This window comes from Methylobacterium sp. CCH5-D2 (assembly GCF_001556475.1).
GTDB classification, from domain to species: domain Bacteria; phylum Pseudomonadota; class Alphaproteobacteria; order Rhizobiales; family Beijerinckiaceae; genus Methylobacterium; species Methylobacterium hispanicum.
Genome location: NZ_LSIX01000660.1, coordinates 1 through 25978, shown reverse-complemented (window position 1 = coordinate 25978; position 25978 = coordinate 1). Strand labels below are relative to the sequence as shown.

The window sequence follows — 25978 nt, the reverse complement described above, 5'->3', positions numbered from 1 at the left end:
CCGAGTTCGCCGTCGTCCGCGCCGGCGTGAACTACAAGTTCGGCTCGTACTGAGATCGAGGCCCAGGACGCCGGTCTCGCGACCGGCGTCCTGACACGCTCGAAAGCCCGGCCCCAGGCCGGGCTTTTCTCGTTCCTGCCTTCGGCTTTAATCCCGAAAATCTTACTCGTCTGAACGGCGAAGTTTTCGCGACCGCCCCTGACAAAGGCTTGGGCTCCTCCCCATCTGCGCTGGCGTCCGCGCGGCCCGTGAACGCCCGCGGGTCGTGACTCGAGGAGGACGACTCCATGAACAGCGAAGAACGCGACGTCATCAACGGCATCTTCCAGCGCCTGGAGCAGGCCGCGAGCCAACCCCGCGACGCGGATGCCGAGCGCTTCATCGCCGACAAGCTCCGCCAGCAGCCCTACGCGCCCTACGCGATGGCCCAGCTGATCTACGTGCAGGAGGAGGCGATCAAGAGCCTCAACCAGCAGCTCGAGGAGGCGCGCCGCCAGCAGGCGCAGCCGCAGGGCTCCGGCGGCGGCGGTTTCCTGTCGAGCATCTTCGGCGGCGGCCAGCGCCAGGAGCCGCCGCGCCCGCAGGGCGGCAACTGGGGCGGCCAGCCCGGCTACGGCCAGCAGCCCGGCTACCCGCCGCAGGGTCCGCAGGGCTATCCGCAGCAGGGCGGCTACCCGCAGCAGGGCGGCCCGTGGGGCGGCCAGCCGCAGCAGGCGGCGCGCGGCGGCGGCTTCATGGCCACCGCCCTGCCGATGGCGGCGGGCGCGGCGGGCGGCATGCTGCTCGGCAGCGCCCTCTCCAACGCCTTCGCGGGCGGCCACTCGCAACTCGGCAGCGCCGCGGCGGCGGGCCTCGGTGGCGGCACGCAGGATCTCTCCGCCAACACGCAGGATTTCGGCGCCCCGCTCGGCGGCGGCTACGATGACGGCGGCGCGGGCGGCGGCGACGACTTCGCCGGCGACATGGACGGCGGCGACGACAGCGACTGGGCCTGAGGCTCGACAGGCCGGCGCCCTCCGGGGCGCCGGCCGATCACATCCCGATCACAGCACCTCGACGCGGGTGCCGACCGGCACGCGCTCGTAGAGATCGACCACGTCCGCGTTCATCATGCGGATGCAGCCCGAGGAGACCGACTGGCCGATCGTGTGCGGCTCGTTGGTGCCGTGGATGCGGTAGAGCGACGAGCCGAGATAGAGCGCGCGCGCGCCCAGTGGGTTCTCCGGCCCGCCCGCCATGTGGCGCGGCAGGTCGGGGCGCCGGGCCAGCATCTCCTTCGGCGGCGTCCAGTCCGGCCACTCGGCCTTGCGGCTGACCGTCTTCAATCCCGCCCAGGCGAAGCCCGGCCGCCCGACCCCGATGCCGTAGCGCAGCGCCCGGCCGCCCGGCTGGACGAGGTAGAGATACTTGTTGGGCGTATCGACCACGATGGTGCCCGGCCGCTGGGGCCCCGGAAAGGCCACCTCCTGGCGCTGAAAGCGCGGATCGAGGCCGCGCCCGATCCGCTCCTCCTCGCGGGGCGCCCCTTGCGGGGGGGACGACGCCATGGGGTCGGCGGCACCCGGATAGGGCCACGCCTCGGCCCGCGGCGCGGTCGGCGCCTGCGGCAGCGCCGCGTGGCGCTCCGGCTGCCAAGCCCGGCCCGGGGCCGACGCGCCGTAGGCGGCGCTCGGGTAGGCCGCGGCGCTCGGATGAGCGCTCGGATAGACGCGCGCGCGCGGATCGGCGTAGGGCGCCGGGGCGCCTCCGCCGGGCACGCTGCCCGTCATCAGGTACTCGATCAGGCCGCCCCCGTAGGCGCCCGGCTCCGCGTACCGGGGCTGCTGCGCCGCGTACCGTCCGCTCTGCGCCGCCGCCGGCGCGATCCCCGCCGCGGCGAGCGCCACCGCGCACAATCCCCACCGCACACGCCCAGCCATCGTCAACGCCCCGCGCCCGAAGGGCCGTAAGGTCGGCCCGATCGACCCCGAGGATCCGGCCGCGCATCGGCGAATCCGGTGAAGGAAGATGGTGAATCGCCCCCCGCTCCGCCGATCTCCCCGGGCGCGCCGGAATCAGCGTGAACCGCCCCTTAAGGATCGGAAGCGCCGGTTCGCGGTGACGGTCCGGAAACCGTTTGAAAACTCCTCCGGGCTAGTCTTCGCGGACCGTGCAGAAGGCCGACCCGCCGCGATGATCCAGAAGCGCTACCGCATCGAAGAGAGTTTCGGCATCGCCTCGGTGCAGGCCCCCGCCGCCGCCGAGGCGGCGCCCGCCGACAAGGCCCGGCTCGACGAGATCCTGGGCGCGATCCAGGACCTGCGCCGCATCACGCAGGCGAGCGCCGGCGAGACGGTCGATGCCTGCCGGCGGGAACTCGCCGAGGCCTTCGCCATGCGCTCCGAACTCGACGTGATGAAGGACGCGATCGCGCGGACGAAGTCCGAGATCGCGGCCCTGCACCGCTCCGAGAACACCGGCAAGGGCATGCGCCGCGCCGCCGACGAGCTCGACGCGGTGGTGGAATCGACCGAGAGCGCGACCTCGACCCTGCTCACCGTGATGGAGGAGATCGAGCAGAACGCCAACATGCTGCGGGCGGGCAACCTCGGCAAGTCGGCCCAGGAGAACGTCGATGCGATCCTGGAGCGGGTCGTGGTCGCCTACGAGGCCTGCAACTTTCAGGATCTGACCGGCCAGCGCATCAGCAAGATCGTCGGCGTGATGAAGTTCGTCGAGGACCATCTCGACCGGGTCCTCGCGGCCTGGAGCAGCCTGGAGAGTTTTCGCGACATCCTCGGCCCGGTCGATGCCGCGGATCCGGACGACGAGTCGGCGCTCCTCAACGGGCCGAAGCTCGACGAGGATCCGGGCCACGTCGATCAGACCGACATCGACGCGCTGTTCGACTGAGGCGGCCCCCTTTCGCGGGGTTTCCGGGGCGCTTAGATCAGCCGCATGAGCCGGCGCGCCCCGTCAGACCTTCCGCCCGACCGCTTCGACGACGGTTCCGAGGACGCCCGCGACGACGAGGCCCCGGACCTCCTGCCCGAGGACGGCCAGGAGATCGACTTCGATTTCGAGCCGGGCGCCGTCCAGGCCGGCACCGAGGTGATCCGGCGCTTCTGGACGACGCTGCCGAGCTCGCCCGGCGTCTACCGGATGTTCGACCAGAAGGGCGACGTCCTCTACGTCGGCAAGGCCAAGAACCTGAAGGCGCGGGTGGGCTCCTACGCCCGGGGCCAGGCGCACTCGAATCGCATCGCCCGGATGATCTCGCAGACGGCGGCGATGGAGTTCGTCACCACCGCGACCGAGACCGAGGCGCTCCTGCTCGAGGCCAACCTCATCAAGCAGTTGAAGCCCCGCTTCAACGTGCTGATGCGGGACGACAAGTCCTTCCCCTACATCCTCGTCACCGACGACGGACCGGCGCCGCAGATCGTGAAGCACCGCGGCGCGCGGCGGCGCAAGGGCAGCTATTACGGGCCCTTCGCCAGCGTCTGGGCGGTGAACCGCACGGTCAACGCCCTGCAGCGCGCCTTCCTGCTGCGCACCTGCACGGACAGCTACTACGAGAACCGCACCCGGCCCTGCCTGCTGTTCCAGATCAAGCGCTGCTCCGGCCCCTGCACGGGCGAGATCGGCGAGGCCGAGTATCGCGGCATGGCGGAGGCGGCCAAGCACTTCCTCGACGGCAAGTCGAACGCCGTGAAGGACCGCATGCGCGCCGAGATGCAGGAGGCCTCCGACGCGATGGAGTTCGAGCGCGCGGCCCGCTTCCGCGATCGCATCGCCGCGCTCTCCGCCATCCAGGGCGTGCAGGGGGTGAACACGCAGGGGGTCGAGGAGGCCGACGTCTTCGCACTCGACGAGCAGGCGGGCCAGTTCTGCATCGAGGTGTTCTTCTTCCGCAACTTCCAGAACTGGGGCAACCGCGCCTACTTCCCGAAGGCCGACCGCTCCATGACGCCGGAGGAGGTGCTGGGCTCCTTCATCGGCCAGTTCTACGACGACAAGCCGGCGCCCCGCACCGTGCTGACGAGCCACGCGGTCGAGGATGCGGAGCTCGTCGCCGCCGCCCTGTCGAGCCGCGTCGAGCACCGGGTCGAGATCCACTGGCCGCGCCGCGGCGAGCGCAAGAACCTCGTCGACTACGCCCAGAGGAACGCCCGGGAGGCGCTGGCGCGGCGGCTGGCCGACACCGCCTCGCAGGGCAAGCTGCTCGCCGCTCTCGGCCAAGCCTTCGGGCTGGAGCGGGCGCCGCGCCGGATCGAGGTCTACGACAACTCGCACATCTCGGGCACGAACGCGGTCGGCGGCATGGTCGTGGCGGGCCCGACCGGCTTCATGAAGACGCATTACCGCACCTTCAACATCCGCTCCGAGGAGCTGACCCCGGGCGACGATTACGGGATGATGCGCGAGGTGCTGCAGCGCCGCTTCAAGCGGCTGGTGAAGGAGGCGCCCCGCACCGCGGGCGAGGCCGCGGCCTCGGCGCTGGAGGGCGGCACGCCCGAGCCCGTGCCGGAGCCCCAGGCGGATTCCGACGTCTTCCCGGCCTGGCCCGACCTCGTGCTGATCGACGGCGGCAAGGGCCAGCTCGACGCGGCCCGCACCGCGCTCGAGGAGGTCGGTGTCACCGACGTGCCGCTCGTCGGCGTCGCCAAGGGCCGCGACCGGGACGCGGGGCGCGAGACCTTCATCGTGCCGGGCCGGCCGCCGTTTCGCCTGCCGCCGCGCGACCCGACGCTCTATTTCGTGCAGCGCCTGCGCGACGAGGCGCACCGCTTCGCCATCGGCTCGCACCGGGCCAAGCGCAAGCGCGAGATGGTGAAGAACCCTCTCGACGAGATCGCCGGCATCGGCCCCACTCGCAAGCGCGCGCTCCTGCACCATTTCGGCACCGTGAAGGCGATCCAGCGCGCCGCGCTGGAGGACCTCGCCAAGACGCCCGGCGTGAACGCCGCGACGGCGCGCGCCGTCTACGATTTCTTCCATGCGGGCTCTTGAGGCGCGCGCGAGGGGATGGATCCGTTGACGCCCGAGGGAAGCCGTGATTTCACCGCGCCGATGAACGCCGTCCTCCCCCGACGCCGGTCGCAGGCCTGGACGCTCGCGAACTGCCTCACCTACGGACGCCTCGTCGCCGTGCCCGTGATGGTCGGGCTCTTGTTCTGGCCCGACTCGATCACCGCCCGCTTCACCGCGCTCGGGATCTTCGCCGCCGCCGCGATCACCGACTATCTCGACGGCTACGTTGCCCGCACCTACGGGCAATCCTCGGCGCTCGGGCGCATGCTCGACCCGATCGCCGACAAGCTCCTGGTGGCCGCCTGCCTGCTGATGCTGGTGGCCGACCGCACCATCGCGGGCCCCTCGACCTGGGCCGCCATCGTGATCCTGTGCCGCGAGGTGCTGGTCTCGGGCCTGCGCGAGTACCTCGCCGAGCTGAAGGTCGGCCTGCCGGTGAGCCGGGTGGCCAAGTGGAAGACCACCGTGCAGCTCCTGGCGCTCGGCTTCCTCGTGGCGGGCCCCGCGGGCGAGACCGTGCTGCCGGGCACCGGGCAGATCGGCACCGTGCTGCTCTGGCTCGCCGCCGCCCTCACGCTCTGGACCGGGTGGGACTACATGAGGGCCGGCGTGAAGCACGCCATCGACGACCCGCGCTGAGCGGGCCGGGCCGCAGGAGTTCGCCAGCGATGAAGCTCGTCTATTTCGCCTGGGTGCGCGAGCGCGTCGGCCGCCCCGAGGAGCAGGTCGAGCCGCCGGCCGAGATCCGCACCGTCGCCGACCTCGTCGGCTGGCTGCGCGGGCGCGGCGAGGAATACGCCTACGCCTTCGAGAATCCCGGCGTGGTGCGCGCCGCGATCGACCGGGTCCACGCCAAGCCCGACGCGCCGATCGCGGGCGCCGCGGAGATCGCCTTCTTCCCGCCGATGACGGGCGGGTAGGCGCGCGGGCGGCATTCCGTCCCCGCTCGGGGCGTGCCGGGCCGAGGCACACCGACCGGCGATCCGGCGGATCCGCCGCGCCGCGACGCCTTCGATTCAGTCGCGGCCGGCCGCCGAAAAACCATGTTCGTCCACAATCTATCCTGCTGAAGAGCGGTATAACCGAAGGTTGTACTGTTGAAATCCGCGCATATCGTCCGTTGTTCCCGGACCAGGGCCGCGCGATGCGTGGCGATGGACTGTCGAGCGGCGGCCGTGACCCGCGCGGCCGTTCCACTGACCTTCAGCATCGATGTGACCGCGATGGCCGACCTCTACAGAACCGTTCCACCAACCGGGAACGCCGTCATCGACGGTGTCGTCGGCGGCGGAGCCTGGAAGACGGCGACGATCACCTACAGCTTCGCCGCGGGCGACATGGACCGGAACGGGATCCAGGATTTCGACGAGGGCGACTGGAAGGCGTTCTACCGGGAGATCGTCGGCGACATCGCCTCGTTCGCCGGCGTCGGCTTCCAGGAGGTCGGCGGCACCGGCATGATCAACTTCCGCCTGGAACCGGGCCGCGGCGGCGAGGCCGGGGGGCCGGGGCCCGGCGTCGTCACCGTCGATTCGGTGGTGCGCATCGACCCCGACGTGGCCGGCTCGGCGGCCATCGTGCGCCTGGGCACCTACTCGCAGACGTGGTTCCACGAGTTCGGGCACGCGCTCGGCCTGAAGCACACGCACGACACGGATGGCGGCACGCCGACGCTGCCCGGCGTGAGCGACCCGGGGTCCAAGGGGACCGGCAACCTCAACTCCCAGATCTACTCGGTGATGGGCTACACCTACCCGTTCTGGGGCGAGGACGACCCGTTCACCCCGCAGGCCGACCCGAACAAGGCCCTGAACGCCCAGCCCGGCTCCTTCGGCGCGATCGACATCGCCGCGCTGCAGGCGATCTACGGCGCGCGCGCCTTCAGCACCGGCAACGACGTCTACACCTTCGGGGACGACGTGGACGCGAACCGCGGCTACACCACGATCTGGGACACCGGCGGCACCGACGAGATCCGCTACACCGGCACGCGCCGCGCCAAGATCGACCTGCGCGCCGCGACGCTACGGGCGGAGGTCGGCGGCGGCGGCCGGCTCTCGACCGGGCAGGACCTGACCGGCGGCTACACCATCGCCAACGGCGTCACGATCGAGAACGGGACGGGCGGGGGCAACGACGACATCCTGGTGGGGAACGACGCGCCCAACCACCTCGGCGGTCTCGGCGGGAACGACAGCCTGGATGGCGGGGATGGCGACGACGTCCTCGACGGGGGCGCGGGCGACGATACCCTCGCGGGCGGCATGGGCGACGACCGGCTCGCCGGCGGCGACGGCAGCGACGTGGCCGTCTACGCGGGCGCCCGCTCGGCCTACGCGGTCACCCGGCTCGGCGACGGCAGCGTGCAGGTTGCCGATACCCGCGCGGGCGCTCCGGAGGGCCGCGACACGCTCGTCGGCGTCGAGGGCGTCCGCTTCGCCGACGGGACCTTCGCGCTCGACCAGATCGCCGTCGCGGCACCCGCTCCGTCCCCCGGTGGCGGTGGTGGCGGCACCGGCGGAAGTGGCGGCGGGACCTCGGCCGGCGGGGACCGCACCTTCCGGACGGACGACGCCGCGCAGGTCACCGCGGCGCTCGCCGACGCCGGCATCGACGCGGTGATCTATACGGGGGCGGGCACGCTTGCCCTGCCGGCCGGGATCGCCACGGCGGCGCTCGGCGGGGCGGCCGACGGCGGGCTCGTCGGCAACGCGGCGGACAACGTCCTCACGGGCAACGCCGGCAACAACCGGATCGCCGCCGGGGCGGGCGCCGACAGCGTCCGCGCGGGCGCGGGCGCCGACCTCGTCTACGGCAACCAGGGCCGCGACCTGATCTACGGCAACCAGGGGCTCGACACGCTCTTCGGCGGCCAGGACGCGGACACCGTCTTCGGCGGCCAGGGCGACGACCAGGTCTACGGCAACCTCGGCGACGACATCGTCTACGGCAACCTCGGCGACGACCGGCTGTTCGGCGGCCAGGGCGACGACATCCTCTACGGCGGCCAGGGCGACGACGTCCTCGCGGGCAACCTCGGCAGCGACATGCTGGTCGGCGGGCTCGGCGCGGACCGCTACGTCTTCGGGATCGATCCCGGCGGGCGCGACCTCGTCCTCGGCTTCGACCGGCAGGCCGGCGACCGGATCGTGCTCGGCGGCCAGAGCTACGCGGTCTCGGCGGGACGGGACGGCAGCGCGGTCCTCGCGCTGTCGGGCGGCGGCGGCATCGAGCTGTCCGGGGTCCGTCCCGACCAGGTGGATGCCGGGTTCTTCGCGACCTGAGGCCCGCCGCTTCCTCAGGCCCGCCGCAGCGCGAGGCCCGCGACGGCCGCGGCCCCGAGCAGCGTGGCGGCGACCGGGGTCGCGCTGCCCTGGTGCCAGAGGCCGACCGCGACGGTGAAGACGGCGCCGAAGGCCATCTGGGTGAAGCCGTAGAGGCTGGAGGCCGCGCCCGCGGCGCGCGGATCGACGTTCATCAGCCCGGCCACCGCGTTCGGCCCGACGAGGCCGACGCCGACCGCGTAGACGATGAGCGGGAGGATCAGGCCGACCACGCCGAGGAGCCCGGCCTGATCGATCGCCAGCAGCGTGCCGGCGCCCGCGAGGCAGACGAGGTTGCCCGTGCGGGCCAGCCGCCGGATCGGCACGCGGCCCGCGAGGCGGTTGGCCGCCACCGCGCCCGCCACCATGCCGAAGACCACGATCAGGCAGTCGAGCCCGACCTCGCCGGACGAGCGGCCGAGCCGATCGACCAGCAGGAAGGGCGCGACCGCCAGGAAGGCGTAGAGGCTGGTGCCCGCGCAGGCGCCCGCCACCAGATAGGCCCGGAAGACCGGGATGCGCAGGAGCCGCAGGTAGGCGGCGGCCATCGCGCTCGGGCCCGGCAGCGCCACCGGGTGCCGGTTCGTCTCCGGCAGGGTGACGACCACGAGCGTGCCGAGCACCCCGACCAGCAGGGCCAGCACCCCGAACACCGCCCGCCAGCCGAGCCAGGTATCGACGAGGCCGCCGAGCGCCGGGGCGAGCGCGGGCGTCAGCGTCATCGCCATGGTGAGCAGCGCCATCCGGCGCGCCGCGTCGGTGCTGCCCGAGACGTCGCGCACCATGGCGCGGCCGATCACGAGCGTGCTGCAGGCGCCGAGCGCCTGGAGGATGCGGGCCACGACCAGGACGGTGATGTTCGGGGCCGGGATCGCGAGGAGCAACCCGGCGAGGTAGAGGCCGAGCCCCGCGATCAGCACCGGGCGGCGCCCGTAGCGGTCCGAGAGCGGCCCGTAGACGAGCTGGCCGCCGGCCAGACCCACGAGGAAGAGCGTGATGGTGAGCTGGGCCGCGGCCGGGCTGGTGCCGAGTTCGGCCGCCGCGTCCGCCAGGGCCGGCACGAAGATGTGCAGCGCGAGCGTCCCCGTCATGGTGACGGCGACGAGGAGCGGGAAGGAGGCCCGCCGCCCCGGCCCGGCGGACTCGCTCACGGCGCCGCCCCGCCGCCGCGCGGGAGAGGGTGGCGCGGGAGGTCGCGGCCGGGGCTCACTGCGTGCGGGCGCGATCCACCACGGCGCGGGCCGCGGCGAAGGCCTCATCGGCGTCGAGTTCGGTCGTGTCGAGCAGCACCGCGTCGGCCGCGGCCCGGAGCGGTGCGGCGCTGCGCGAGGCGTCGCGGGCGTCGCGGGCCTGGATGTCGGCGAGGATCGCCGCGAGCGAGACCGCCTCGCCGCGGCCCTCCAGCTCGCGGTGGCGGCGGCGGGCGCGCTCCTCGGCGCTCGCCGTGATGAAGAGCTTCACCCGCGCGTCCGGGCAGATCACCGTGCCGATGTCGCGCCCGTCGAGCACCGCGCCGTCCGGCGTGCCGGCGAAGCGCTGCTGCCAGGCAAGCAGCGCGGCGCGCACCGCCGGGATGCCGGAGACGCGCGAGGCCGCCTCCCCCATCGCGCGCTCGCGCAGGCGTGGGTCGGCGAGGCGGTCGGCGATGAGGCAGGCCGCCGCGCGCGCCGCGGCCGCCTCGTCGTCGAGGGACGCGCCCGCATCGATCAGGGTGAGCGCCACCGCGCGGTAGAGCAGCCCCGTGTCGAGATGCGGCAGGCCGTAATGGGCGGCCAGCCGCCGGGCGAGCGTGCCCTTGCCGGAGGCCGCCGGGCCGTCGATCGCGATCACCATCGGCATCGGGCTACTCCGCGATCCCGCCGCCGAGCGCCCGCATCGTCGGCAGGAAGCTCGGGAAGCTCGTGGCGATCATCGCGCCGTCATCGACGGTGACGGGCTCGCGCGTGGCCAGACCCATGACGAGGAACGCCATGGCGATGCGGTGGTCGAGATGGGTGGCGACCGTGCCGCCGCCCCGGGGCGCCGTGCCGTCGCCGTGCACCACGAGGTCGTCGCCCTCGACCACGTGGGCGACGCCGTTGGCCTTGAGGCCGGCCGCGACCGCGGCGAGGCGGTCCGATTCCTTCACCCGCAGCTCGTGCAGCCCGTTCATCCGGGTCGTGCCCTCCGCGAAGGCGGCGGCGACGGCGAGCACCGGGTACTCGTCGATCATCGCGGGCGCGCGCTCGGCCGGCACCGCGACGCCCCTCAGGCGGCTCGCCCGCACCCGCAGGTCGGCGACCGTCTCGCCGCCCTCCTCGCGCTCGCGCAGGCGCTCGATGTCGGCGCCCATCTCGAGGAGCGTGGTGATCAGCCCCGTGCGCAGCGGGTTCATCATCACGCCCTGGATCGTCACCTCGGAGCCCGGCACGATCAGCGCCGCCACCAGCGGGAAGGCCGCCGAGGAGGGGTCGGCCGGCACCACCACGTCGGTGCCGCGCAAGGTGGGCTGGCCGGTGAGCGCGATGCGCCGCCCGTGGCCGCCGGGACCGTGGGCCTCGACCGCGACCTCGGCGCCGAACAGGCGCAGCATCCGCTCGGTGTGGTCGCGGGTGGCCGCCGCCTCGATCACCGTCGTGGTGCCGGGCGCGTTGAGGCCGGCGAGCAGCACGGCCGACTTGATCTGCGCGGAGGCGGCGGGCGTCTCGTAGGTGATCGGGATCGCCTCGCGGGGCCCGCGCAGGGTCAGGGGCACGCGCCCGCCCTCGGCCTCGGCGACAACCTCGGTGCCCATCCTGACCAGCGGGTCGAGGATGCGGCGCATCGGCCGGCTGCGCAGCGAGGCGTCGCCGTCGAAGGTCGCGGTGACCGGCTGGCCGCCGACCACGCCCATCATCAGGCGCGAGCCCGTGCCGGCATTGCCGAAGTCGAGCGTCCGGGCCGGGTCGCTCAGCCCGCCGATCCCGACGCCGCGCACCAGCCAGCGCCCCTCGCCGAGCCGCTCGACGCCCGCGCCCAGCGCCTCCGCAGCGGCGGCCGTGCGCAGCACGTCGTCGCCCTCCAGGAGGCCCTCGACCCGGGTCTCGCCGATGGAGAGGAGGCCGAGGATCATCGCGCGGTGCGAGATCGACTTGTCGCCCGGCGGCCGGAGCGAGCCGCGCAGCGGCGCCCCCGGCGAGGCGGTGAGGGGCTGGGGTTCGAGATCGTGCGACACGGGATTCGGGTCCGGAAGGCGGCGGGCCGACGAGCGCCCACGGGGATGGCGGGCCGGTTAGCACCAATGGGCCCCGGCGTCATCCTGAGCCGCCGGCCGTCGCCTCCGGATATCCCTCCGGCCATCCCTCCTGGCATCCTGCCCTGCCGCCATCCGGGGCCGACGGCGCGCTCCGCCGAGATCGTCGCGCGGTCGTCCGGCGACCTGGAAGCCGCTGAGCTTCGGGCGGAATTCGGCCCGCGCCGCGCACCATTTGACAGCCGTCCACGCCGCGACTAACGGGGCCCCTCCCCTGACAGCACCCTGACGAGGTTTTCGCCCGTGGCCAGACCGGAACTCGGCTTGAAGCGCCAATGCATGAACTGCGGCGCGAAATTCTACGATCTCGCCCGCGACCCGGCGGTCTGCCCGAAATGCGGCTCGGTCTACCAGGCGACGACGGCGAGCCGCGTGGCCGCCCCGGCCCTGTCGCGCAGCACGGCCACCGACGACGAGGACGAGACGGACGAGAAGGGCCCGGAGATGGTCTCCCTCGATGAGGTCGAGGCCGCCGAGGACGACGCGGATACCACGAGCGACGACGAGTCCGGCGACGACGCGGCCGGCGACGACGATGCCGACACCTTCCTGGAGGAGGAGGATTCGGGCGACGACGACGTCTCCGACCTGATCGACGGCGATATCGAGAACGACGAGGAGAGCTGACCTCGGCCGCCCGAGCCGCGGGCGGCGCCGACCCGAAAATGATCGGTCGGTGCGAAAAAGGGGTTGAGCGCGGACCGTCCTCCGCTTATAGAACCGGCCTCGCCGACGTCCTGGGCACACCCGGTGCACCGGCGAGACGCCATCCGGAACCAGATCCGGATGGATGATGACAGTGGGGCCTTAGCTCAGCTGGGAGAGCGCTTCCATGGCATGGAAGAGGTCATCGGTTCGATCCCGTTAGGCTCCACCATCACCCTCCCCGGCTCGTTTGCGGGGACCGCGTCGTCGGAGCGACTGACGCCTCGCCATCACAGATCTTTGGCCGGACCGGGATCCCCACCGTGGGTGCCGTGACCGCGCTCGCCGTGCGGCGGGGGCTCGCCCCCGCTCCGGTTCACCCCACGAGGGTGCTCGCCAGCGAGAGGGCGCAGGTCGCCACCACGCGCCGCCTTGCATCGCGGATGCTCACCGAGAGGTGGAGCGGATCGTGGCGGAACGCCTCGTCGCGCGCGATGTCGGCCAGCAGGCGCCTGCCCTGGTCCTGGGCCGAGGCGGTGTCCGGCCACTCGCTGCCCTCCTCGTCCCGGTGCGAGAGTTCGTGGTCGTGGATGTCGAAGAAGAAGTGCGGCATCTCGGGGACGTGAGGTGAGGTGTCGGTCGTCGCGCCGGTCGGCGCCTGTGTGGGTCGCGCGGGGCGCGGCAGCCGACGACGGGGGCGGGCGCCCATGTTGTAGGCCGTGCCGGAGGCAGGACATACAAGTAACTTGTCTGCGAGTTTTCGGCGTTTCAGGGTGTCGGCGACGAAATCGCCGCGTGGCCCGCATGGGCGACGCGGCCTGCCTGGTGTAGAAACGCCGGACGACTGATTTTCGGGCCTCTCGGGGCGCTCTCGATCGGGGGCTGACCTGCGCCTGTCGCTCTACACGGACTTCTCCCTGCGGCTGCTGCTGTATCTCGGCACGGTGCGGGCGGACGGCTGGGCCACGACACCGGACATCGCCCGGACCTTCGGCATCTCGGCGCACCATCTGCACAAGGCCGTCCAGGGGCTGGTGCGGGCGGGCTTCGTCGTGGCCAAGCAGGGCCGGGCCGGCGGGGTGCGCCTCGCGCGCGATCCGGCCGCGATCCGGCTCGGCGCGGTGGTGGCCGAGCTGGAGGGCACCGGCTGCCTGATCGATTGCGGGCGGGGCCCCTGCCCGCTCGCCGAGGGTTGCCTGATCAAGCACGCGCTCGACGCCGCCGAGCGCGGCTTCATCCGGGAACTCGACCGCTTCACCCTGGCCGACGTGATGGACCACCGGACCGGCGCGGTCCTGGGCGGGCTGATCGCGGCCGACCGGGCGCGGCAGGAGGCGTCCTCGGCCTGAGGCGCCGGCCCGGATCCGTGCGCGGCCGTAACGAATCCCCCGCGCCGTCGTTGACCGAGGGGAACGCCCTCCCGCGGAGGTCCGCATGCCCGTGCTCGCCCGCGCCGTCCTGGTCGCCGCCCTGATCGCCCTTCCGCCGGCCGGGACCGCGGCGGCCGGGCTCGAGCGCGGCAGCCCGTTCTACCGGGCCGCCCCCTACGTGCCGCCCTCCGCGGCCACCTTCAGCGCGCCCGCCGCGGCGGAGCGGGTCCGCCCCGTCCACCTCCGCGAGGCGCAGCCCGCGCCGCGCGGCGACCGTCTGCCGAACCAGCGGACCGGGCCGATGCACGACCGCGCGGTGCGCGACATCTGCATCGGCTGCTGACCTCCGGCGCGGTCCGCGCCGATGGACGATCCGGCGGGCGCCCGCTATGGCGGTCGGCGATCCCCGGGATCCGTCCCGTCCGGCCCTCGTCCGATGCGCCTCCCGCCAACCCTGCCGGCGACTGTCCTGGCCTGCCTCGCGGTGCTCATGCCTCTCTCTCCCGCCAGGGCCGACCCCGCCGAGGCCGTGGACCGGGCGGACGCGGCGGGGCTCGCCGCCGCGCTCCGGGCCCGCATCCTGGCGGCGCCGAGCGCGACCGCGGTGCTGGAGGCGTGGTGCGCCGAGCGCGGCCTCGCGCCGGAGCCGCGCCTCGTCGCCCAGCGCCTGCCCGCGCCCGAGAAGCCGCCGAGCGCGGAGCAGCGCCGCCGCCTCGGCGTCGGCCCGGACGAGCCCGTGCGCTACCGCCGGGTGCGCCTCGCCTGCGGCGCGCATGTCCTCTCGGAGGCCGACAACTGGTACGTGCCGTCCCGCCTCACGCCCGAGATGAACCGCGCCCTCGACGAGACCGACGCGCCCTTCGGCCGGGTCGTGCGGCCGCTCGCGCCCGTCCGGCGCAACATCGGGCTGCGCCTCCTCGAGCACGCCGCCCGGCCGGGCCGCGACACGCCGCTCTTCGCCGTGGACGCGGTGCTCGCGAGCGCTGCGGGCCAGCCCGTCTGCGAGGTGGCGGAGACCTACCTCGGCGCGGTACTGGGACCGGGGGCCCTCTGAGGCCTGGCATCTGATCGGGTGCTAGGCTAATAATCCCCATCCGGCCGTGCCGTGCTGGATTCGGGAGAGGTCCATGACCTTGCTTTGCCGTCCCACGCTCCGCGCCGCCGGCCTGCTGGCCCTGCTGCTGACCGCCGGCGCCGGCCACGCCGCCGGCGACCCCGCCGGCGTCTGGCTGACCGCGGACGGGCAGTCCAAGGTGCGGTTCGCCCGCTGCGGCGGGGGCTATTGCGGTACGCTCGTCAGCGTCGTCGGCCAGAGCGTCGACGTGAACAATCCCGACCCGGCGCTTCGCACCCGCAGCCTCGTCGGCGTCCAGATCGTCAACGCCCCGAACGCCTCCGGGGACGGCTACGCGGGCACGCTCTACAATCCCGACGACGGCAAGACCTACTCGGGCACCCTCAAGGTGACGGGCCCGAACAGCGTCTCGGTCTCGGGCTGCGTGATGAGCGTGTTCTGCAAGAGCGAGACGTGGCAACGGACGAGATGACCTCGCCGGCCAAGGCCCGGCAAGCCCGCGCGGCGGATCGCGATGGCGGGCGCCGACCGGGCGCACTTCGGGATCCGGGCGCGCCCGAGGCAGGCTGCACGATCGAATGTTAAGCAGAGAAGCCCGATGGTCCGGGCCTGCAACACCATCTACCGGGAGGACACCATGACATCGCGCCGCCGTTCCACGCTCCGCGCCGCCGGCCTGCTGGCCCTGCTGCTGGCGGCCGGTTCCGGCCACGCCGCCGGCGACCCAGCGGGCATCTGGCTGACCGAGACGGGCGAATCGAAGGTGCGGCTCGCCCGCTGTGGCGGCGGCTATTGCGGCACGCTGGTCAGCGCCGCGGGCAAGGGCCTCGACACGAACAATCCTGACCCGGCGCTGCGCACCCGCAGCGTGGTCGGCGTCCAGATCGTCAACGCGCCGAACGCCTCCGGGGACGGCTACGCGGGCACGCTCTACAATCCGAAGGACGGCAAGACCTACTCGGGCACCCTCAAGATGACCGGTCCCAACACCGTCGTGGTCTCGGGCTGCGTGATGAGCGTCTTCTGCAAGAGCCAGACCTGGAAGCGCGCGAACTGATTTCTTGGACCGAACGAAAGCGCAAACGCCGCGCCATCCTGCGATGACGCGGCGTTCCTGCGGGCCTATCGGCCCCGATCAGTTCAGCACGACGACCTTTGCCCCGACCCTCACGCGCTCGTAGAGGTCCGTGACGTCCTCGTTGGTCATGCGGATGCAGCCCGAGGAGACGGCCTGACCGATCGTGTCCGGCTCGTTGGAGCCGTGGATGCGGTACTCGGTCGAGCCGATATACATGGCGCGGGCGCCGAGCGGGTTCTCGATGCCGCCGGCCATGTAGCGCGGCAGGTCGGGGCGGCGGGCCAGCATGGCGGCCGGCGGGGTCCAGGACGGCCACTCGCGCTTGGCGGTGATGGTCTTGGTGCCCGACCACGTGAAGCCCGGGCGGCCGACGCCGACGCCGTAGCGGATCGCCTCGCCGTTCGGCATCACGAAGTACAGGCGCCGCTCCGAGGTCGAGACCACGATCGTGCCCGGCTTGTAGGGGGCGTTGAAGGCGACGACCTCGCGCGGGATCGGCTGGACCTGCGCCTGCGGCGCGGCCTGCACACCCTGGCCGTAGCCCGGCTGGTAGGCGCGGCCCGGCGTGCCCTGGTAGCCGTAGGGCTGGTCGTCGCCATAAGCGTCCTCGGCGTCGCTGGCGCCGAAGGGGTCGTAGTAGGACGAGGCGGCGTGCGCCGGAACCGCTGCAAGAAGCGATGCGCCGAACAGGGCGGCGAGCACAGTGGCGGAGGTCTTCATGATGAACCTGCCTGAGCAATAACCTTTGCCATTACAAGCGTGAGCGTAGGCAGAGGGTTCCACAGGGTCGCGAAGATTTTGCTCTGTGGCGGAATACCGGGGCGTCCCAGGACGTTCGCCGCATCCGTGCACCGGTTTGTCCCGGGTTATTCACGGATGCGTGAGTCGCCCCGGCGGGCGGCCGGACGTCCTCAGAGGATCTCGTCGGTGTGCACGTCGAAGCGGGCGAGGCTCTGGAAGCCGAAATTCGTCGTGATGGCGACATCGGTGGCGTCGCGCCCGCGGGCCATGACGATGCGGCCGATGCGGGGCCGGTTGTGGCGCGCGTCGAACGTGTACCAGCGCGGGCCCTCGGGCCCGTGCAGGAACACCTCGAACCACGCCGAGAAATCCATCGGGTCCGGCACCGCGGGCACGCCGATGTCGCCGAGATAGCCGGTGCAGTAGCGCGCCGGGATGTTCATGCAGCGGCAGAGGGTGACGGCGAGATGCGCGAAGTCGCGGCAGACGCCCTCCTGCTGGGTGTGGCCGTCATGGGCCGAGCGCGTCGCGTCCGCCCGCATGTAGTCGAAGCGGATGCGGTTGTGGGTGTAGTCCACGATCGCCTGGACGCGTCCCCAGCCCTCCGGCCCGTTGCCGAACAGGTTCCAGGCGGTCTGGGCGAGCTTGTCAGTGTCGCAGTAGCGCGAGCCCAACAGGAAGACGAGCACCTCGTCCGGCAGGTCCTGCACCGGGATCTGGCGCGCCTCGGGGGCGTAGGCGTCGGGCAGGCCGGAATCCTGCACCACGAAGGAGGCCGACATCGCGATGCGGCCGGGCGGGGCCAGGATGCGGTGGCAGATGTTGTCGAAGCGGTCGCGGTACTCGTGCACTGGCACCGGCGGATCGAGGCGGATCACGTGCGGGGTCAGCACGTCCGGCATCCGCGAGGGATGGACGCTGAGCATCAGGATCATCGGCGTCGCCTGGCCCGAATCGAAGGCGATGTCGAAACCGGTCCTGATCTTCATGGGGCACACCGCTGGGAGAGGGACCGGGCGCGATGCAAGAGCCGCGCCCCGCCTCCGGGTTCGGATCGGGGCGATCAGAGCACGGGCGGCGGCGGCTCGCCGCTCGCGCGCTCGGCCTCGACCAGAACGTCGAGCGGGCGCCAGGGTTTCTGGATGAACACGGCCTCGGGCGGCAGGTCGGGCCGGCTCACCCCGTGCCCGGAGGTGATCACGAGGCGCGCGCGGGGCCACAGGGTCGCGACCGCGTGGGCGAGTTGCAGCCCGTCCATGGCGCCGGCGAGCCGCACGTCGGCGAAGACCAGGGCGACGTCGCCGCCGCGCTCCTGCAGCACCCGCAGGGCGGCCTCCGCGCTGTCGCAGCCGACGACGGCGAGCTCGGTCTCCTCCAGCAGGGTCTCGGCGAGCGCGCGGATCTGGGGCTCGTCCTCGACCACCAGGGCGATGCGCCTCGGCTCGGCGGCGGCGGGCGCGGGCGTCGCCGCGGCGTCGGCCTGGGGCTCGGCCTGGCGCACGCGCCGGACCAGGGCGGCGAGGTGCTCCGGCACGCCCTCGGCCACGAGGTCGTCGTAGAACGAGGCCAGGGTCTGCCCGATCTGGTCGAGGGGAACGCCCGGCGTGAGCGTGTCCTGGGCGGGAAAACGCCGCGCGCCGGCCCCGTCGCGGTCCGCTGTGCTCACAAGACCTCCCGAAAACTCCTGCCTGCCCCGGGCGGGGCCCGTGGAAAGAAGTCGGGAACCGCGCGTCAGTTGCGCGGGCGGTACGAATCCCTGGTCTGCTACGGCGTGGCGGCGTCGGCGTCCGCGAAGGCCATCACGCCCGAGACCGCGCGCACGTTCTGGTAGCGGGCGCCGCGGGCGCTCATCATCGCCTCGAACTTCTCGTGCACCTGGGCGACCGAGAGGCTGACCGCCTTCTTGGCCCGGCGCCCGCGCTGTGCGGCGGAGGCGAAGAAGATCGTGCGGTTGGCCCGCGCCGGGCCGGGCAGCAGCGCGGCGGCGGCGGCGCCCGGCGTGTTCACCACCTTGGCCAGGAACTCCTCGGCGTCGTCCGGCCCGAGGAAGTGGGCGAGGTAGACCTCGCCGAGCGTCAGCTCGCGGCCGATGCGCAGCGCGATGCGGGCGGCGTCGCGCTTCAGCATCTCGCCCGCCATCAGGGCCGAGAGGTAGGGGTCGCGGCGCAGCTCCAGGATGCGGGCGCGCTCGGCCGGGTCCTGCACGGCGGGCCGGTCGTTGGCGTCGGCCACCACGAGGGCCGCGTCCTTCTCCAGCCCGTACTTGGCGCCGAAATCGCGCACCACGCCGAGCCAGGTCCGCTCGATGAACTGGTAGAGGCCCGTGGCCGACGAGGTCTTGGCCTGCACCGCGGTGATGAAGCTCGACTCCTTGTCGGCCACCGCCATCAGCAGCACGGGGTCGGTCTGCACGGCCTGGGCGGCGCGCACGATGGTCTGGACGAGGTGGCGCCGGATCTTCATCGGCCCGAATTCCAGCACGTCGTTCGGGTCGCCGACCGCGCTCTCCGAGAGCAGGAAGTCGTACGAGACCCGATCGACGCTGTTCGAGCCCAGGTCGGTATCGAGATCGTGAACGTGCGCGAAGGCCGTCGAGGCGCGCAGCGGTGCGCGTGGCGCCGGGTTCTCGACCGCCCGCGGAGCGAGGGAGACGGTCTGCACCCGGGGGCGCGGCATCTGGATCTCGGTGGCGGCGTGCGCGGTCGAGACGGCGTTGTCGAGGCCGATCTTGCCGAGCTCGGCCCCGGAGCCGATCAGCACCGCGCTGAGGCCCCCGGCGACGAGGGTGACGGAGAGCAGCGAGCGGGCGAGCGCCGGGCGGCTGCCGTGGTCGCGCCCCACCCGGGTCTCGGCCGTGATGGCGTCGGCCGGGCCGGCGCCGAAGCGGGTGGGCGCCTTGGCAGAGGCAGAGTAGGCGTTGCGCGACGTTCCGGCGGTGCGGCCCTGCATTGCGACTCACGTGCTCTGATCACGCGCCGGTGACGGCGCCTTCCCCGTGAGATGGCTTGACAGATGTGGCGACAACACGGCCGCGCTTGCGACGATCCTGTGGCAAACCCCGCCCGATCGGCGGCGAGCTTAGTCGTAGAATGTCACCCGTGACTTAATCGGTCCGCCTCGGCTAAGAGGGCGCGAACGCGCCGGCTCCGGCCGCGGCGCACGGCACGAACGTTCCCAGCAGAGTCAGTCCTCGATGAGCGGCGTCAACGAGATCCGGTCGACCTTCCTCGACTACTTCGCAGCGGCCGACCACGCCGTCGTGCCCTCGTCCTCGCTGGTCCCGAAGAACGACCCCACGCTGATGTTCACGAACGCCGGCATGGTGCAGTTCAAGAACGTCTTCACGGGCGTCGAGAAGCGGCCCTACCAGCGCGCCACCACCGCGCAGAAATGCGTGCGCGCGGGCGGCAAGCACAACGACCTCGACAACGTCGGCTACACCGCGCGCCACCACACCTTCTTCGAGATGCTCGGCAACTTCTCGTTCGGGGACTATTTCAAGCCGCGCGCGATCGAGCTGGCCTGGAACCTGATCACCAAGGAGTTCGGGCTCAAGCCCGACCGCCTGCTGGTGACCGTCTACGCGGACGACGACGAGGCCGCGACCCTCTGGAAGAAGATCGCGGGCTTCTCGGACGACAAGATCATCCGCATCGGCACCTCGGACAACTTCTGGCAGATGGGCGACACCGGCCCGTGCGGACCGTGCTCGGAGATCTTCATCGACCAGGGCCCGGCGCTGCAGGGTGGCCCGCCCGGCTCTCCGGACGAGGACGGCGACCGCTTCCTCGAGTTCTGGAACCTCGTCTTCATGCAGTACGAGCAGGTGGAGCCGGGCAACCGCCTCGCCCTGCCTCGGCCGTCCATCGACACCGGCATGGGCCTGGAGCGCATGGCGGCGATCCTGCAGGGCGTGCACTCGAACTACGAGACCGACCTGTTCCGGGCGCTGATCGACGCGGTGGCGCACGCCGTCTCCCGCGCGCCGGAGCCCGCGACGCTCGCCTCCTACCGGGTCATCGCCGACCATCTGCGCGCCTCATCCTTCCTGGTGGCGGACGGCGTGCTGCCCTCGAACGAGGGCCGCGGCTACGTGCTGCGCCGGATCATGCGCCGCGCCATGCGCCACGCCGAGCTGATCGGCTCGCGGGAACCCATGATGTACCGCCTCGTCCCGGTGCTGGTGCGCGAGATGGGCCAGGCCTACCCCGAGCTGATGCGGGCCGAGAGCCTGATCTCCGAGACCCTGCGGCTGGAGGAGACCCGCTTCCGCCGCACGCTGGAGCGCGGCCTCGCCATCCTCGACGCCGAGAGCCGCGACCTCACGGCGGGCGGCCAGCTCTCGGGCGAGACCGCCTTCACCCTCTACGACACCTACGGCTTCCCGCTGGATCTGACCCAGGACGCGCTGAAGGCCCGCGGCATCGGCGTGGACACGGAGGCCTTCACGGCCGCGATGCAGCGCCAGAAACAGGCGGCGCGCGAGGCCTGGAAGGGCTCGGGCGAGGCCGCGACCGAGACGGTGTGGTTCTCCGTCCGCGACCGCGTCGGCGCCACCGAGTTCCTGGGCTACGAGACGGAAGAGGCCGAGGGCATCGTCGTGGCGCTGCTGCGCGAGGGCGCCGAGGTCGAGGCGCTGGAGGCCGGCGCGAGCGGGCTGATGCTCGCGAACCAGACTCCGTTCTACGCCGAGTCCGGCGGTCAGGTCGGCGATACCGGCCTCGTCGCGGGTCCGGGCCTGCGCGCCCGCGTGACGGCCACCGAGAAGAAGCTCGGCGATCTCTTCGTCCACCACGTCACGGTGGAGGAGGGCACGCTGGCGCGCGACGGCGCCGTGGAGCTGAAGGTCGACCACGCCCGCCGCCGGGCGATCCGGGCCAACCACTCGGCCACCCACCTGCTGCACGAGGCCCTGCGGCAGGTGCTCGGCGACCACGTCGCCCAGAAGGGCTCGCTGGTGGCGCCCGAGCGCCTGCGCTTCGACATCAGCCACCCGAAGCCGATCGAGGCGGCCGAACTGCAGCGCGTCGAGGACATCGCCAACGCGGTGCTGCTGCAGAACGAGGCCGTCGTGACCAAGCTGATGGCGGTGGACGACGCCATCGCGTCGGGCGCCCGCGCGCTGTTCGGCGAGAAGTACGGCGACGAGGTGCGGGTCGTCTCGATGGGCCGGCCCGTGGACGAGGCCGGTGCTCCCGCCGAGGAAGTGCGCCTGCCGAATTTCTCGATCGAGCTCTGCGGCGGCACGCACGCGGCGCGCACCGGCGATATCGGCCTCATCACCATCGTGGGCGAGAGCGCGGTCGGCGCCGGGGTCCGCCGCATCGAGGCCATGACCGCCGACGCGGCCCGCCGCTACCGCGCCGAGGAGGGCCGGGCGCTCGCGGCGCTCGCCGGCCAGCTCAAGGCGCCGGTCGCCGAGGCGCCGGACCGGCTCGCCGCGCTCCTCGAGGACCGCCGCCGCCTGGAGCGGGAACTGGCCGACGCCCGCAAGAAGCTCGCGATGGGCGGCGGTGCCGCGGGCGGCGGCGACGAGGCCCGCGAGGTGGCGGGCGTGAAGCTGATGGCGCGGGTGGTCGAGGGCGTCGAGATGCGCGACCTCAAGAGCCTCGCGGACGAGGGCAAGACGCGCCTCGGCTCCGGCATCGTGGCGATCGTGGGGGTCGCCGCGGACGGCAAGGCCGGCCTCGTGGTCGGCGTCACCGAGGACCTGACCGGCCGCTACGACGCGGTCGGGCTGGTGCGCGCGGGCGCGGGCCACCTCGGCGGCAAGGGCGGCGGCGGTCGCCGCGACATGGCCCAGGCGGGCGGCCCGAACGGGGCCGGCGCGCAGGCGGCGCTCGACGCGATCGCCGAGGCGCTGGCGCAGGCCGAGGCGGCCTGAGGCAGACGACCTTCAAGAGCTTAGGGCGGCGCCCGCCGCGTCTTCCCCCTCCCCCCTCTGCGGGGGAGGGTGGCCCCTGCGTCAGCAGGGGTCGGGAGAGAGGTGAACGCTTCAGGCCCGGGCGCAACCTTCATGCAGGGCAACGCCCGCATCTGCACCGTCGCTCCCCTCACCCGACCCGGCCTGACGGCCGGCCCACCCTCTCCCGCAGAGGGGAGAGGGAGGTGCGTCGGTCAGCTTCGCCCCAAAGCGGCCTGGATCAGCGTGCGCGCGTCCGCGCCCGACCACTCGGCCGGGCCCTTCATCACGCCGATCGTGCAGCCGGCGCCGTCGATGAGCAGCGTCGTCGGGAGGCCGGTGGAGCCGGTGTCGCGCTGCACGGCCGGCAGCACCCGCCCACCGGGATCGGCGTAGTAGGCGAGCTGCGCGATGCCGTTCTCCCGCATCCACACGGGCGGCTTCTCCGTGTTTCGGGTGTCGAGGTTGATCGCCACCACCGCGAAGTCCGGCCCGCCGAGCGCGGCCTGCAGCCGGTCGAGGGCCGGCATCTCGGCCTTGCAGGGGGCGCACCACGTCGCCCAGAGATTCACGAGGAGCAGCTTGCCGCGGAGATCCCCGAGCCGCATCTCGGTCCCGTCCGGCCCCCGGAAGGCGAGGTCCGGGGCGGGCTTCGGGCCGTCGGGCGCCTGCATAGCCGCGACGTCGCCGCGGCTGGTCTGCGCGACGCGGGCGAGGGCCGGCATCGAGGCGGCGCAGGGCCCCGCCCCGTTGCCGGTGATGGAGCCCGTCCCGTATAGGGCAAGCCCAGCGACGAGGGCCGTGACGAGGCCGGCGCCGATGGCGAGGCGCGCGATGGGTCTGGGCATCAGCCTTGCCTGTCCTGATGTGAGCGCGGAAGGGACGTTGAGAGCATGAGCAACCGGATGTGGGGCGGCCGCTTCGCGAGCGGCCCGGCCGAGATCATGGAGGAGATCAACGCCTCGATCGGGTTCGACAAGCGCCTCGCGCCCCAGGACATCCGCGGCTCGCTGGCGCATGTGACGATGCTGGGCGAGGCCGGCATCCTACCGGCCGACGATGTGGCCGCGATCCAGGCCGGGCTCAAGTCCGTGCAGGCCGAGATCGAGGCCGGCAGCTTCGTGTTCCGCCGCGAGCTCGAGGACATCCACATGTCGGTGGAGAGCCGGCTGACCGAGATCGTCGGCCCGGCCGCGGGACGCCTCCACACCGCGCGCTCGCGCAACGACCAAGTCGCCACCGACATGAAGCTCTGGGTGCGCGACACCCTCGATTCGCTGGACGCCCAGGCCGCCGAGCTGCAGCGGGCGCTGGCCGACAAGGCGCTGGCCCATGCCGGGACCGTGATGCCGGGCTTCACTCACCTGCAATCGGCCCAGCCCGTCACCTTCGGGCACCATTGCCTGGCCTACGTGGAGATGCTGGCGCGCGACCGCGGCCGGTTCCGCGACGCGCGCGCGCGCCTCAACGAGTGCCCGCTCGGTGCCGCGGCGCTCGCCGGCACCTCCTTCCCGATCGATCGGCACGCGACCGCCGCCGCGCTCGGCTTCGACCGCCCGACCGCGAACTCCCTCGATTCGGTGGCCGACCGCGACTTCGCGCTGGAATCGCTCTCCGCCGCCTCGATCTGCGCCGTGCATCTCTCGCGCTTCGCCGAGGAGCTGGTCGTCTGGACCTCGGCGCAGTTCGGCTTCGTGCGGCTCTCGGACGGCTTCACCACCGGCTCGTCGATCATGCCGCAGAAGCGCAACCCCGACGCCGCCGAGCTGGTGCGCGCCAAGGCCGGCCGCATCGTCGGCGCGCTCACCGGCCTGCTCATCGTGATGAAGGGGCTGCCGCTCGCCTACTCGAAGGACATGCAGGAGGACAAGGAGGGCACTTTCGACGCGCTCCAGGCCCTCTCGCTGTGCCTCGCCGCGATGACCGGCATGGTGCGCGACCTTGAGCCCGTCGCGGACGTGCTGAGCAAAGCCGCGGGTTCCGGCTACAGCACCGCCACCGACCTCGCCGACTGGCTGGTGCGCGAACTCGGGCTGCCCTTCCGGCAGGCCCACCACGTCACCGGCCGCCTCGTCGGCGCGGCCTCGGCCCGGGGCGTCGGGCTGGAGGAACTCACGCTGCCCGAGATGCAGGCGGCCGAGCCCCGCATCACCGACGCGGTCTACGCGGTGCTCGGCGTCGCGAATTCGGTGGCGAGCCGCACCAGCTACGGCGGCACCGCGCCCGACAACGTTCGCCGACAGGCCGAGGCCTGGATCGCGCGGCTCGGGGAGGCGGCGGCAAAACCCGCGTGAATTGTGCGCCGCAACCATTCGCAACGCCCCGGCGTTCACCGTTCAGCTAAGTCCGTTGCGCCATAAGCTCGGCCGTGTGGATCGGAGATCGCAGCATGCCCGTCGAGAGTTGGATCAAGCCGGAAGAGGCGCCCGAGATGGCGGCGTCCGCGACCGCGATGATCGATGCCGCTCTCACGGGCTCGGGCCTCGCGCGCGAGGCCTTTTGGGCCGCCGTGCGCAAGGGCTACAACACCCCCTACAACGACCCGCAGCCGCGCGCCGCGGCCGAGATCGTGGTCGAGCCGGCGGTGACCATCGCGGTCTCCGAGCCCGCGCTTCCGGTCGCCGCCATGGCGGCCGCCAACGCGGCCGAGATCCGCGCCGCCTGAGAAGGGGAGGGCGGGGCCTGCCGTCCGCTCGCTCCTGCCGCCCCTCTTGCCGTCCTTGAGCGCAAGCGTCACTAAACCCTGCGCCCGGCGGGAGCCGCGGTGCCGGACGATGCTGTTCAGGATGTGCCGATGCGCCGTGCCCTCTGCCTGCTCCCGGTCGGAGCCCTCGCTCTCCTCGCGCCGCTGCCGGCCGGCTTGAGCGATCTGGCGGGGATGCGGACGGCGCACGCACAGGAGGCCGACGAGGCCGCGCCGCGCCGCGGCCGGCGCGGGCGCGAGAAGAAGCCCGCGACCCCGCCCGGCATGCAGCAGGCGGTGCCGGTGGCGGTGATCGGCGACTGGAACGTCTTCACCAACGGTCAGGGCAAGGCGCGCGTCTGCTACGCCATCGCCCAGCCGCAGGCCCGTTCGCCCAACACCCTCAAGCGCGACACCGCCTACCTGTTCGTGACGGTGCGCAAGGCCGAGAACGTCCAGAACGAGGTGGCGGTGATGCTGGGCTTCCCCGCCAAGCCCGCCGCCGCGCAAGGGAAGGCCGGCGCGGCCGCCGCGCCGAGCGACCCCTCCCTCAACATCGGCACCGCGCGCTACGGGCTGGTGACCAAGGACGGCAACGCCTGGCTGCAGAACCCGGCCGAGGAAACCCGGGTGGTCACCGAGATGAGCGGCCGCACCCCGAAGCTCACGGTCCGCACGACCTCGATGCGCGGCAACCCGACCGCCGACGAGTACGCGCTGGCCGGCTTCGCCGACGCGATGAAGCGGGCGCGTGAGGAGTGCAAGTAGGGGCGGGAGCGCGTCTCCCGACGCGCTACGGAATTACCACGCCTGTTCGCGGACGCGCGGGTCCCCTCTCCCATAGGGAGAGGGACAGGGTGAGGGGTATGAGGCTGCC

At 72.7% G+C, this 25978-nt stretch carries 26 protein-coding genes and 1 tRNA gene; 17 read left to right on the top strand and 10 right to left on the bottom strand.

The annotated features are described in order from the left end of the window. The first annotated feature begins 287 nt into the window (after positions 1-287). The gene (locus AX737_RS17605) at positions 288-995 is read left to right on the top strand and encodes a DUF2076 domain-containing protein (protein WP_066923702.1); all 708 of its coding nucleotides are present in this window, start codon (positions 288-290) and stop codon (positions 993-995) included. 48 nt (positions 996-1043) lie between these two features. Here AX737_RS17605 and AX737_RS17600 read toward each other — a convergent pair whose 3' ends face one another. Continuing rightward, the gene (locus AX737_RS17600; RefSeq protein WP_066923710.1) at positions 1044-1919 is read right to left on the bottom strand and encodes a L,D-transpeptidase; all 876 of its coding nucleotides are present in this window, start codon (positions 1917-1919) and stop codon (positions 1044-1046) included. Positions 1920-2172: 253 nt separating this feature from the next. Between AX737_RS17600 and AX737_RS17595 the strand changes: the two genes are divergently transcribed. The 5 genes from AX737_RS17595 (at position 2173) to AX737_RS17575 (ending at position 8297) form a co-directional block, all read left to right on the top strand. Beyond that, positions 2173-2892: a protein phosphatase CheZ gene (locus AX737_RS17595; RefSeq protein WP_066923700.1), complete on the top strand. Its 720-nt coding sequence runs from the start codon at positions 2173-2175 to the stop codon at positions 2890-2892. Between the two features lie 45 nt (positions 2893-2937). Further along, positions 2938-4992 (top strand): excinuclease ABC subunit UvrC, encoded by a 2055-nt coding sequence (uvrC, locus tag AX737_RS17590; RefSeq protein ID WP_066923698.1) that lies wholly within the window; start codon positions 2938-2940, stop codon positions 4990-4992. Between the two features lie 60 nt (positions 4993-5052). Further along, positions 5053-5652: a CDP-diacylglycerol--glycerol-3-phosphate 3-phosphatidyltransferase gene (gene pgsA / locus AX737_RS17585; RefSeq protein WP_082773112.1), complete on the top strand. Its 600-nt coding sequence runs from the start codon at positions 5053-5055 to the stop codon at positions 5650-5652. A 29-nt stretch (positions 5653-5681) separates the two neighbouring features. Further along, entirely contained in the window at positions 5682-5933 is a 252-nt protein-coding gene (gene moaD / locus AX737_RS17580; RefSeq protein ID WP_066923695.1) for a molybdopterin converting factor subunit 1, read from the top strand. A gap of 255 nt (positions 5934-6188) precedes the next feature. Further along, entirely contained in the window at positions 6189-8297 is a 2109-nt protein-coding gene (locus AX737_RS17575) for a M10 family metallopeptidase C-terminal domain-containing protein (RefSeq protein ID WP_066923692.1), read from the top strand. A 14-nt stretch (positions 8298-8311) separates the two neighbouring features. On the opposite strand, the gene AX737_RS17570 is transcribed toward AX737_RS17575, so the two are convergent. Genes AX737_RS17570 through aroA form a run of 3 tightly spaced genes read right to left on the bottom strand, consistent with a single transcriptional unit; the run spans position 8312 to position 11529 of the window. After that, positions 8312-9487 carry a multidrug effflux MFS transporter gene (locus AX737_RS17570; RefSeq protein WP_280949087.1) on the bottom strand — a complete coding sequence of 392 codons (1176 nt, stop codon included), beginning with the start codon at positions 9485-9487 and terminating at the stop codon, positions 8312-8314. 55 nt (positions 9488-9542) lie between these two features. Then, positions 9543-10175, bottom strand: coding sequence for a (d)CMP kinase (gene cmk, locus AX737_RS17565; protein WP_066923690.1), 633 nt, complete (start codon positions 10173-10175; stop codon positions 9543-9545). Positions 10176-10179: 4 nt separating this feature from the next. Further along, positions 10180-11529 (bottom strand): 3-phosphoshikimate 1-carboxyvinyltransferase, encoded by a 1350-nt coding sequence (gene aroA / locus AX737_RS17560; RefSeq protein ID WP_066923688.1) that lies wholly within the window; start codon positions 11527-11529, stop codon positions 10180-10182. Positions 11530-11850: 321 nt separating this feature from the next. Between aroA and AX737_RS17555 the strand changes: the two genes are divergently transcribed. Together AX737_RS17555 and AX737_RS17550 are read left to right on the top strand one after the other, a co-directional pair. After that, the gene (locus tag AX737_RS17555) at positions 11851-12234 is read left to right on the top strand and encodes a TIGR02300 family protein (protein ID WP_082773110.1); all 384 of its coding nucleotides are present in this window, start codon (positions 11851-11853) and stop codon (positions 12232-12234) included. A gap of 174 nt (positions 12235-12408) precedes the next feature. After that, positions 12409-12484, top strand: a tRNA-Ala gene (locus tag AX737_RS17550). A gap of 144 nt (positions 12485-12628) precedes the next feature. Here the strand turns inward: AX737_RS17550 and AX737_RS17545 are convergent. Beyond that, positions 12629-12865: a hypothetical protein gene (locus AX737_RS17545; protein WP_066923683.1), complete on the bottom strand. Its 237-nt coding sequence runs from the start codon at positions 12863-12865 to the stop codon at positions 12629-12631. 274 nt (positions 12866-13139) lie between these two features. Between AX737_RS17545 and AX737_RS17540 the strand changes: the two genes are divergently transcribed. The 5 genes from AX737_RS17540 (at position 13140) to AX737_RS17520 (ending at position 15754) form a co-directional block, all read left to right on the top strand. Continuing rightward, the gene (locus AX737_RS17540) at positions 13140-13601 is read left to right on the top strand and encodes an Rrf2 family transcriptional regulator (protein WP_082773109.1); all 462 of its coding nucleotides are present in this window, start codon (positions 13140-13142) and stop codon (positions 13599-13601) included. Positions 13602-13686: 85 nt separating this feature from the next. Next, positions 13687-13965, top strand: coding sequence for a hypothetical protein (locus AX737_RS17535; protein WP_066923678.1), 279 nt, complete (start codon positions 13687-13689; stop codon positions 13963-13965). A 147-nt stretch (positions 13966-14112) separates the two neighbouring features. Beyond that, positions 14113-14676: a hypothetical protein gene (locus AX737_RS17530; RefSeq protein WP_156453803.1), complete on the top strand. Its 564-nt coding sequence runs from the start codon at positions 14113-14115 to the stop codon at positions 14674-14676. A gap of 73 nt (positions 14677-14749) precedes the next feature. Next, positions 14750-15169 carry a DUF2147 domain-containing protein gene (locus tag AX737_RS17525; protein WP_066923674.1) on the top strand — a complete coding sequence of 140 codons (420 nt, stop codon included), beginning with the start codon at positions 14750-14752 and terminating at the stop codon, positions 15167-15169. A 165-nt stretch (positions 15170-15334) separates the two neighbouring features. Further along, positions 15335-15754, top strand: a complete 420-nt coding sequence (locus AX737_RS17520) for a DUF2147 domain-containing protein (protein ID WP_066923706.1) — start codon at positions 15335-15337, stop codon at positions 15752-15754. A gap of 78 nt (positions 15755-15832) precedes the next feature. Here AX737_RS17520 and AX737_RS17515 read toward each other — a convergent pair whose 3' ends face one another. The 4 genes from AX737_RS17515 to AX737_RS17500 all read right to left on the bottom strand — a co-directional run bounded on the left by AX737_RS17515 (position 15833) and on the right by AX737_RS17500 (position 19465). Continuing rightward, complete coding sequence (locus AX737_RS17515) at positions 15833-16495, bottom strand: L,D-transpeptidase (RefSeq protein ID WP_066923672.1); 663 nt, start codon at positions 16493-16495, stop codon at positions 15833-15835. A 191-nt stretch (positions 16496-16686) separates the two neighbouring features. Then, positions 16687-17505, bottom strand: a complete 819-nt coding sequence (locus AX737_RS17510; RefSeq protein ID WP_066923670.1) for a transglutaminase family protein — start codon at positions 17503-17505, stop codon at positions 16687-16689. 74 nt (positions 17506-17579) lie between these two features. Continuing rightward, positions 17580-18098: a response regulator gene (locus AX737_RS17505; RefSeq protein WP_066923704.1), complete on the bottom strand. Its 519-nt coding sequence runs from the start codon at positions 18096-18098 to the stop codon at positions 17580-17582. 182 nt (positions 18099-18280) lie between these two features. Then, positions 18281-19465, bottom strand: a complete 1185-nt coding sequence (locus AX737_RS17500) for a transglycosylase SLT domain-containing protein (protein WP_066923669.1) — start codon at positions 19463-19465, stop codon at positions 18281-18283. Between the two features lie 244 nt (positions 19466-19709). On the opposite strand from AX737_RS17500, the gene alaS reads away from it, so the two are divergent. Then, entirely contained in the window at positions 19710-22400 is a 2691-nt protein-coding gene (gene alaS / locus AX737_RS17495; protein ID WP_066923667.1) for an alanine--tRNA ligase, read from the top strand. A gap of 233 nt (positions 22401-22633) precedes the next feature. Here alaS and AX737_RS17490 read toward each other — a convergent pair whose 3' ends face one another. Continuing rightward, entirely contained in the window at positions 22634-23266 is a 633-nt protein-coding gene (locus AX737_RS17490) for a TlpA disulfide reductase family protein (RefSeq protein ID WP_066923665.1), read from the bottom strand. A gap of 45 nt (positions 23267-23311) precedes the next feature. On the opposite strand from AX737_RS17490, the gene argH reads away from it, so the two are divergent. The 3 genes from argH (at position 23312) to AX737_RS17475 (ending at position 25869) form a co-directional block, all read left to right on the top strand. Further along, the gene (argH, locus tag AX737_RS17485; protein WP_066923663.1) at positions 23312-24712 is read left to right on the top strand and encodes an argininosuccinate lyase; all 1401 of its coding nucleotides are present in this window, start codon (positions 23312-23314) and stop codon (positions 24710-24712) included. Positions 24713-24807: 95 nt separating this feature from the next. After that, a complete protein-coding gene (locus tag AX737_RS17480; protein ID WP_066923662.1) occupies positions 24808-25083 on the top strand; it encodes a hypothetical protein in 276 nt (91 codons plus the stop codon). A 129-nt stretch (positions 25084-25212) separates the two neighbouring features. Continuing rightward, a complete protein-coding gene (locus AX737_RS17475) occupies positions 25213-25869 on the top strand; it encodes an invasion associated locus b family protein (RefSeq protein WP_066923660.1) in 657 nt (218 codons plus the stop codon). Positions 25870-25978: the final 109 nt, after the last annotated feature.

Bases quoted from the DNA above. Each gene is read 5' to 3' on its own strand.
- AX737_RS17545 (WP_066923683.1), bottom strand. From the start codon at position 12,865: ATGCCGCACTTCTTCTTCGACATCCACGACCACGAACTCTCGCACCGG.
- moaD (WP_066923695.1), top strand. From the start codon at position 5,682: ATGAAGCTCGTCTATTTCGCCTGGGTGCGCGAGCGCGTCGGCCGCCCC.
- AX737_RS17490 (WP_066923665.1), bottom strand. From the start codon at position 23,266: ATGCCCAGACCCATCGCGCGCCTCGCCATCGGCGCCGGCCTCGTCACG.
- uvrC (WP_066923698.1), top strand. From the start codon at position 2,938: ATGAGCCGGCGCGCCCCGTCAGACCTTCCGCCCGACCGCTTCGACGAC.
- AX737_RS17525 (WP_066923674.1), top strand. From the start codon at position 14,750: ATGACCTTGCTTTGCCGTCCCACGCTCCGCGCCGCCGGCCTGCTGGCC.
- argH (WP_066923663.1), top strand. From the start codon at position 23,312: ATGAGCAACCGGATGTGGGGCGGCCGCTTCGCGAGCGGCCCGGCCGAG.
- pgsA (WP_082773112.1), top strand. From the start codon at position 5,053: ATGAACGCCGTCCTCCCCCGACGCCGGTCGCAGGCCTGGACGCTCGCG.
- AX737_RS17530 (WP_156453803.1), top strand. From the start codon at position 14,113: ATGCCTCTCTCTCCCGCCAGGGCCGACCCCGCCGAGGCCGTGGACCGG.
- AX737_RS17600 (WP_066923710.1), bottom strand. From the start codon at position 1,919: ATGGCTGGGCGTGTGCGGTGGGGATTGTGCGCGGTGGCGCTCGCCGCG.
- AX737_RS17475 (WP_066923660.1), top strand. From the start codon at position 25,213: ATGCGCCGTGCCCTCTGCCTGCTCCCGGTCGGAGCCCTCGCTCTCCTC.
- AX737_RS17510 (WP_066923670.1), bottom strand. From the start codon at position 17,505: ATGAAGATCAGGACCGGTTTCGACATCGCCTTCGATTCGGGCCAGGCG.
- AX737_RS17605 (WP_066923702.1), top strand. From the start codon at position 288: ATGAACAGCGAAGAACGCGACGTCATCAACGGCATCTTCCAGCGCCTG.
- AX737_RS17535 (WP_066923678.1), top strand. From the start codon at position 13,687: ATGCCCGTGCTCGCCCGCGCCGTCCTGGTCGCCGCCCTGATCGCCCTT.
- AX737_RS17520 (WP_066923706.1), top strand. From the start codon at position 15,335: ATGACATCGCGCCGCCGTTCCACGCTCCGCGCCGCCGGCCTGCTGGCC.
- AX737_RS17500 (WP_066923669.1), bottom strand. From the start codon at position 19,465: ATGCAGGGCCGCACCGCCGGAACGTCGCGCAACGCCTACTCTGCCTCT.
- alaS (WP_066923667.1), top strand. From the start codon at position 19,710: ATGAGCGGCGTCAACGAGATCCGGTCGACCTTCCTCGACTACTTCGCA.
- AX737_RS17480 (WP_066923662.1), top strand. From the start codon at position 24,808: ATGCCCGTCGAGAGTTGGATCAAGCCGGAAGAGGCGCCCGAGATGGCG.
- AX737_RS17515 (WP_066923672.1), bottom strand. From the start codon at position 16,495: ATGAAGACCTCCGCCACTGTGCTCGCCGCCCTGTTCGGCGCATCGCTT.
- cmk (WP_066923690.1), bottom strand. From the start codon at position 10,175: ATGCCGATGGTGATCGCGATCGACGGCCCGGCGGCCTCCGGCAAGGGC.
- AX737_RS17595 (WP_066923700.1), top strand. From the start codon at position 2,173: ATGATCCAGAAGCGCTACCGCATCGAAGAGAGTTTCGGCATCGCCTCG.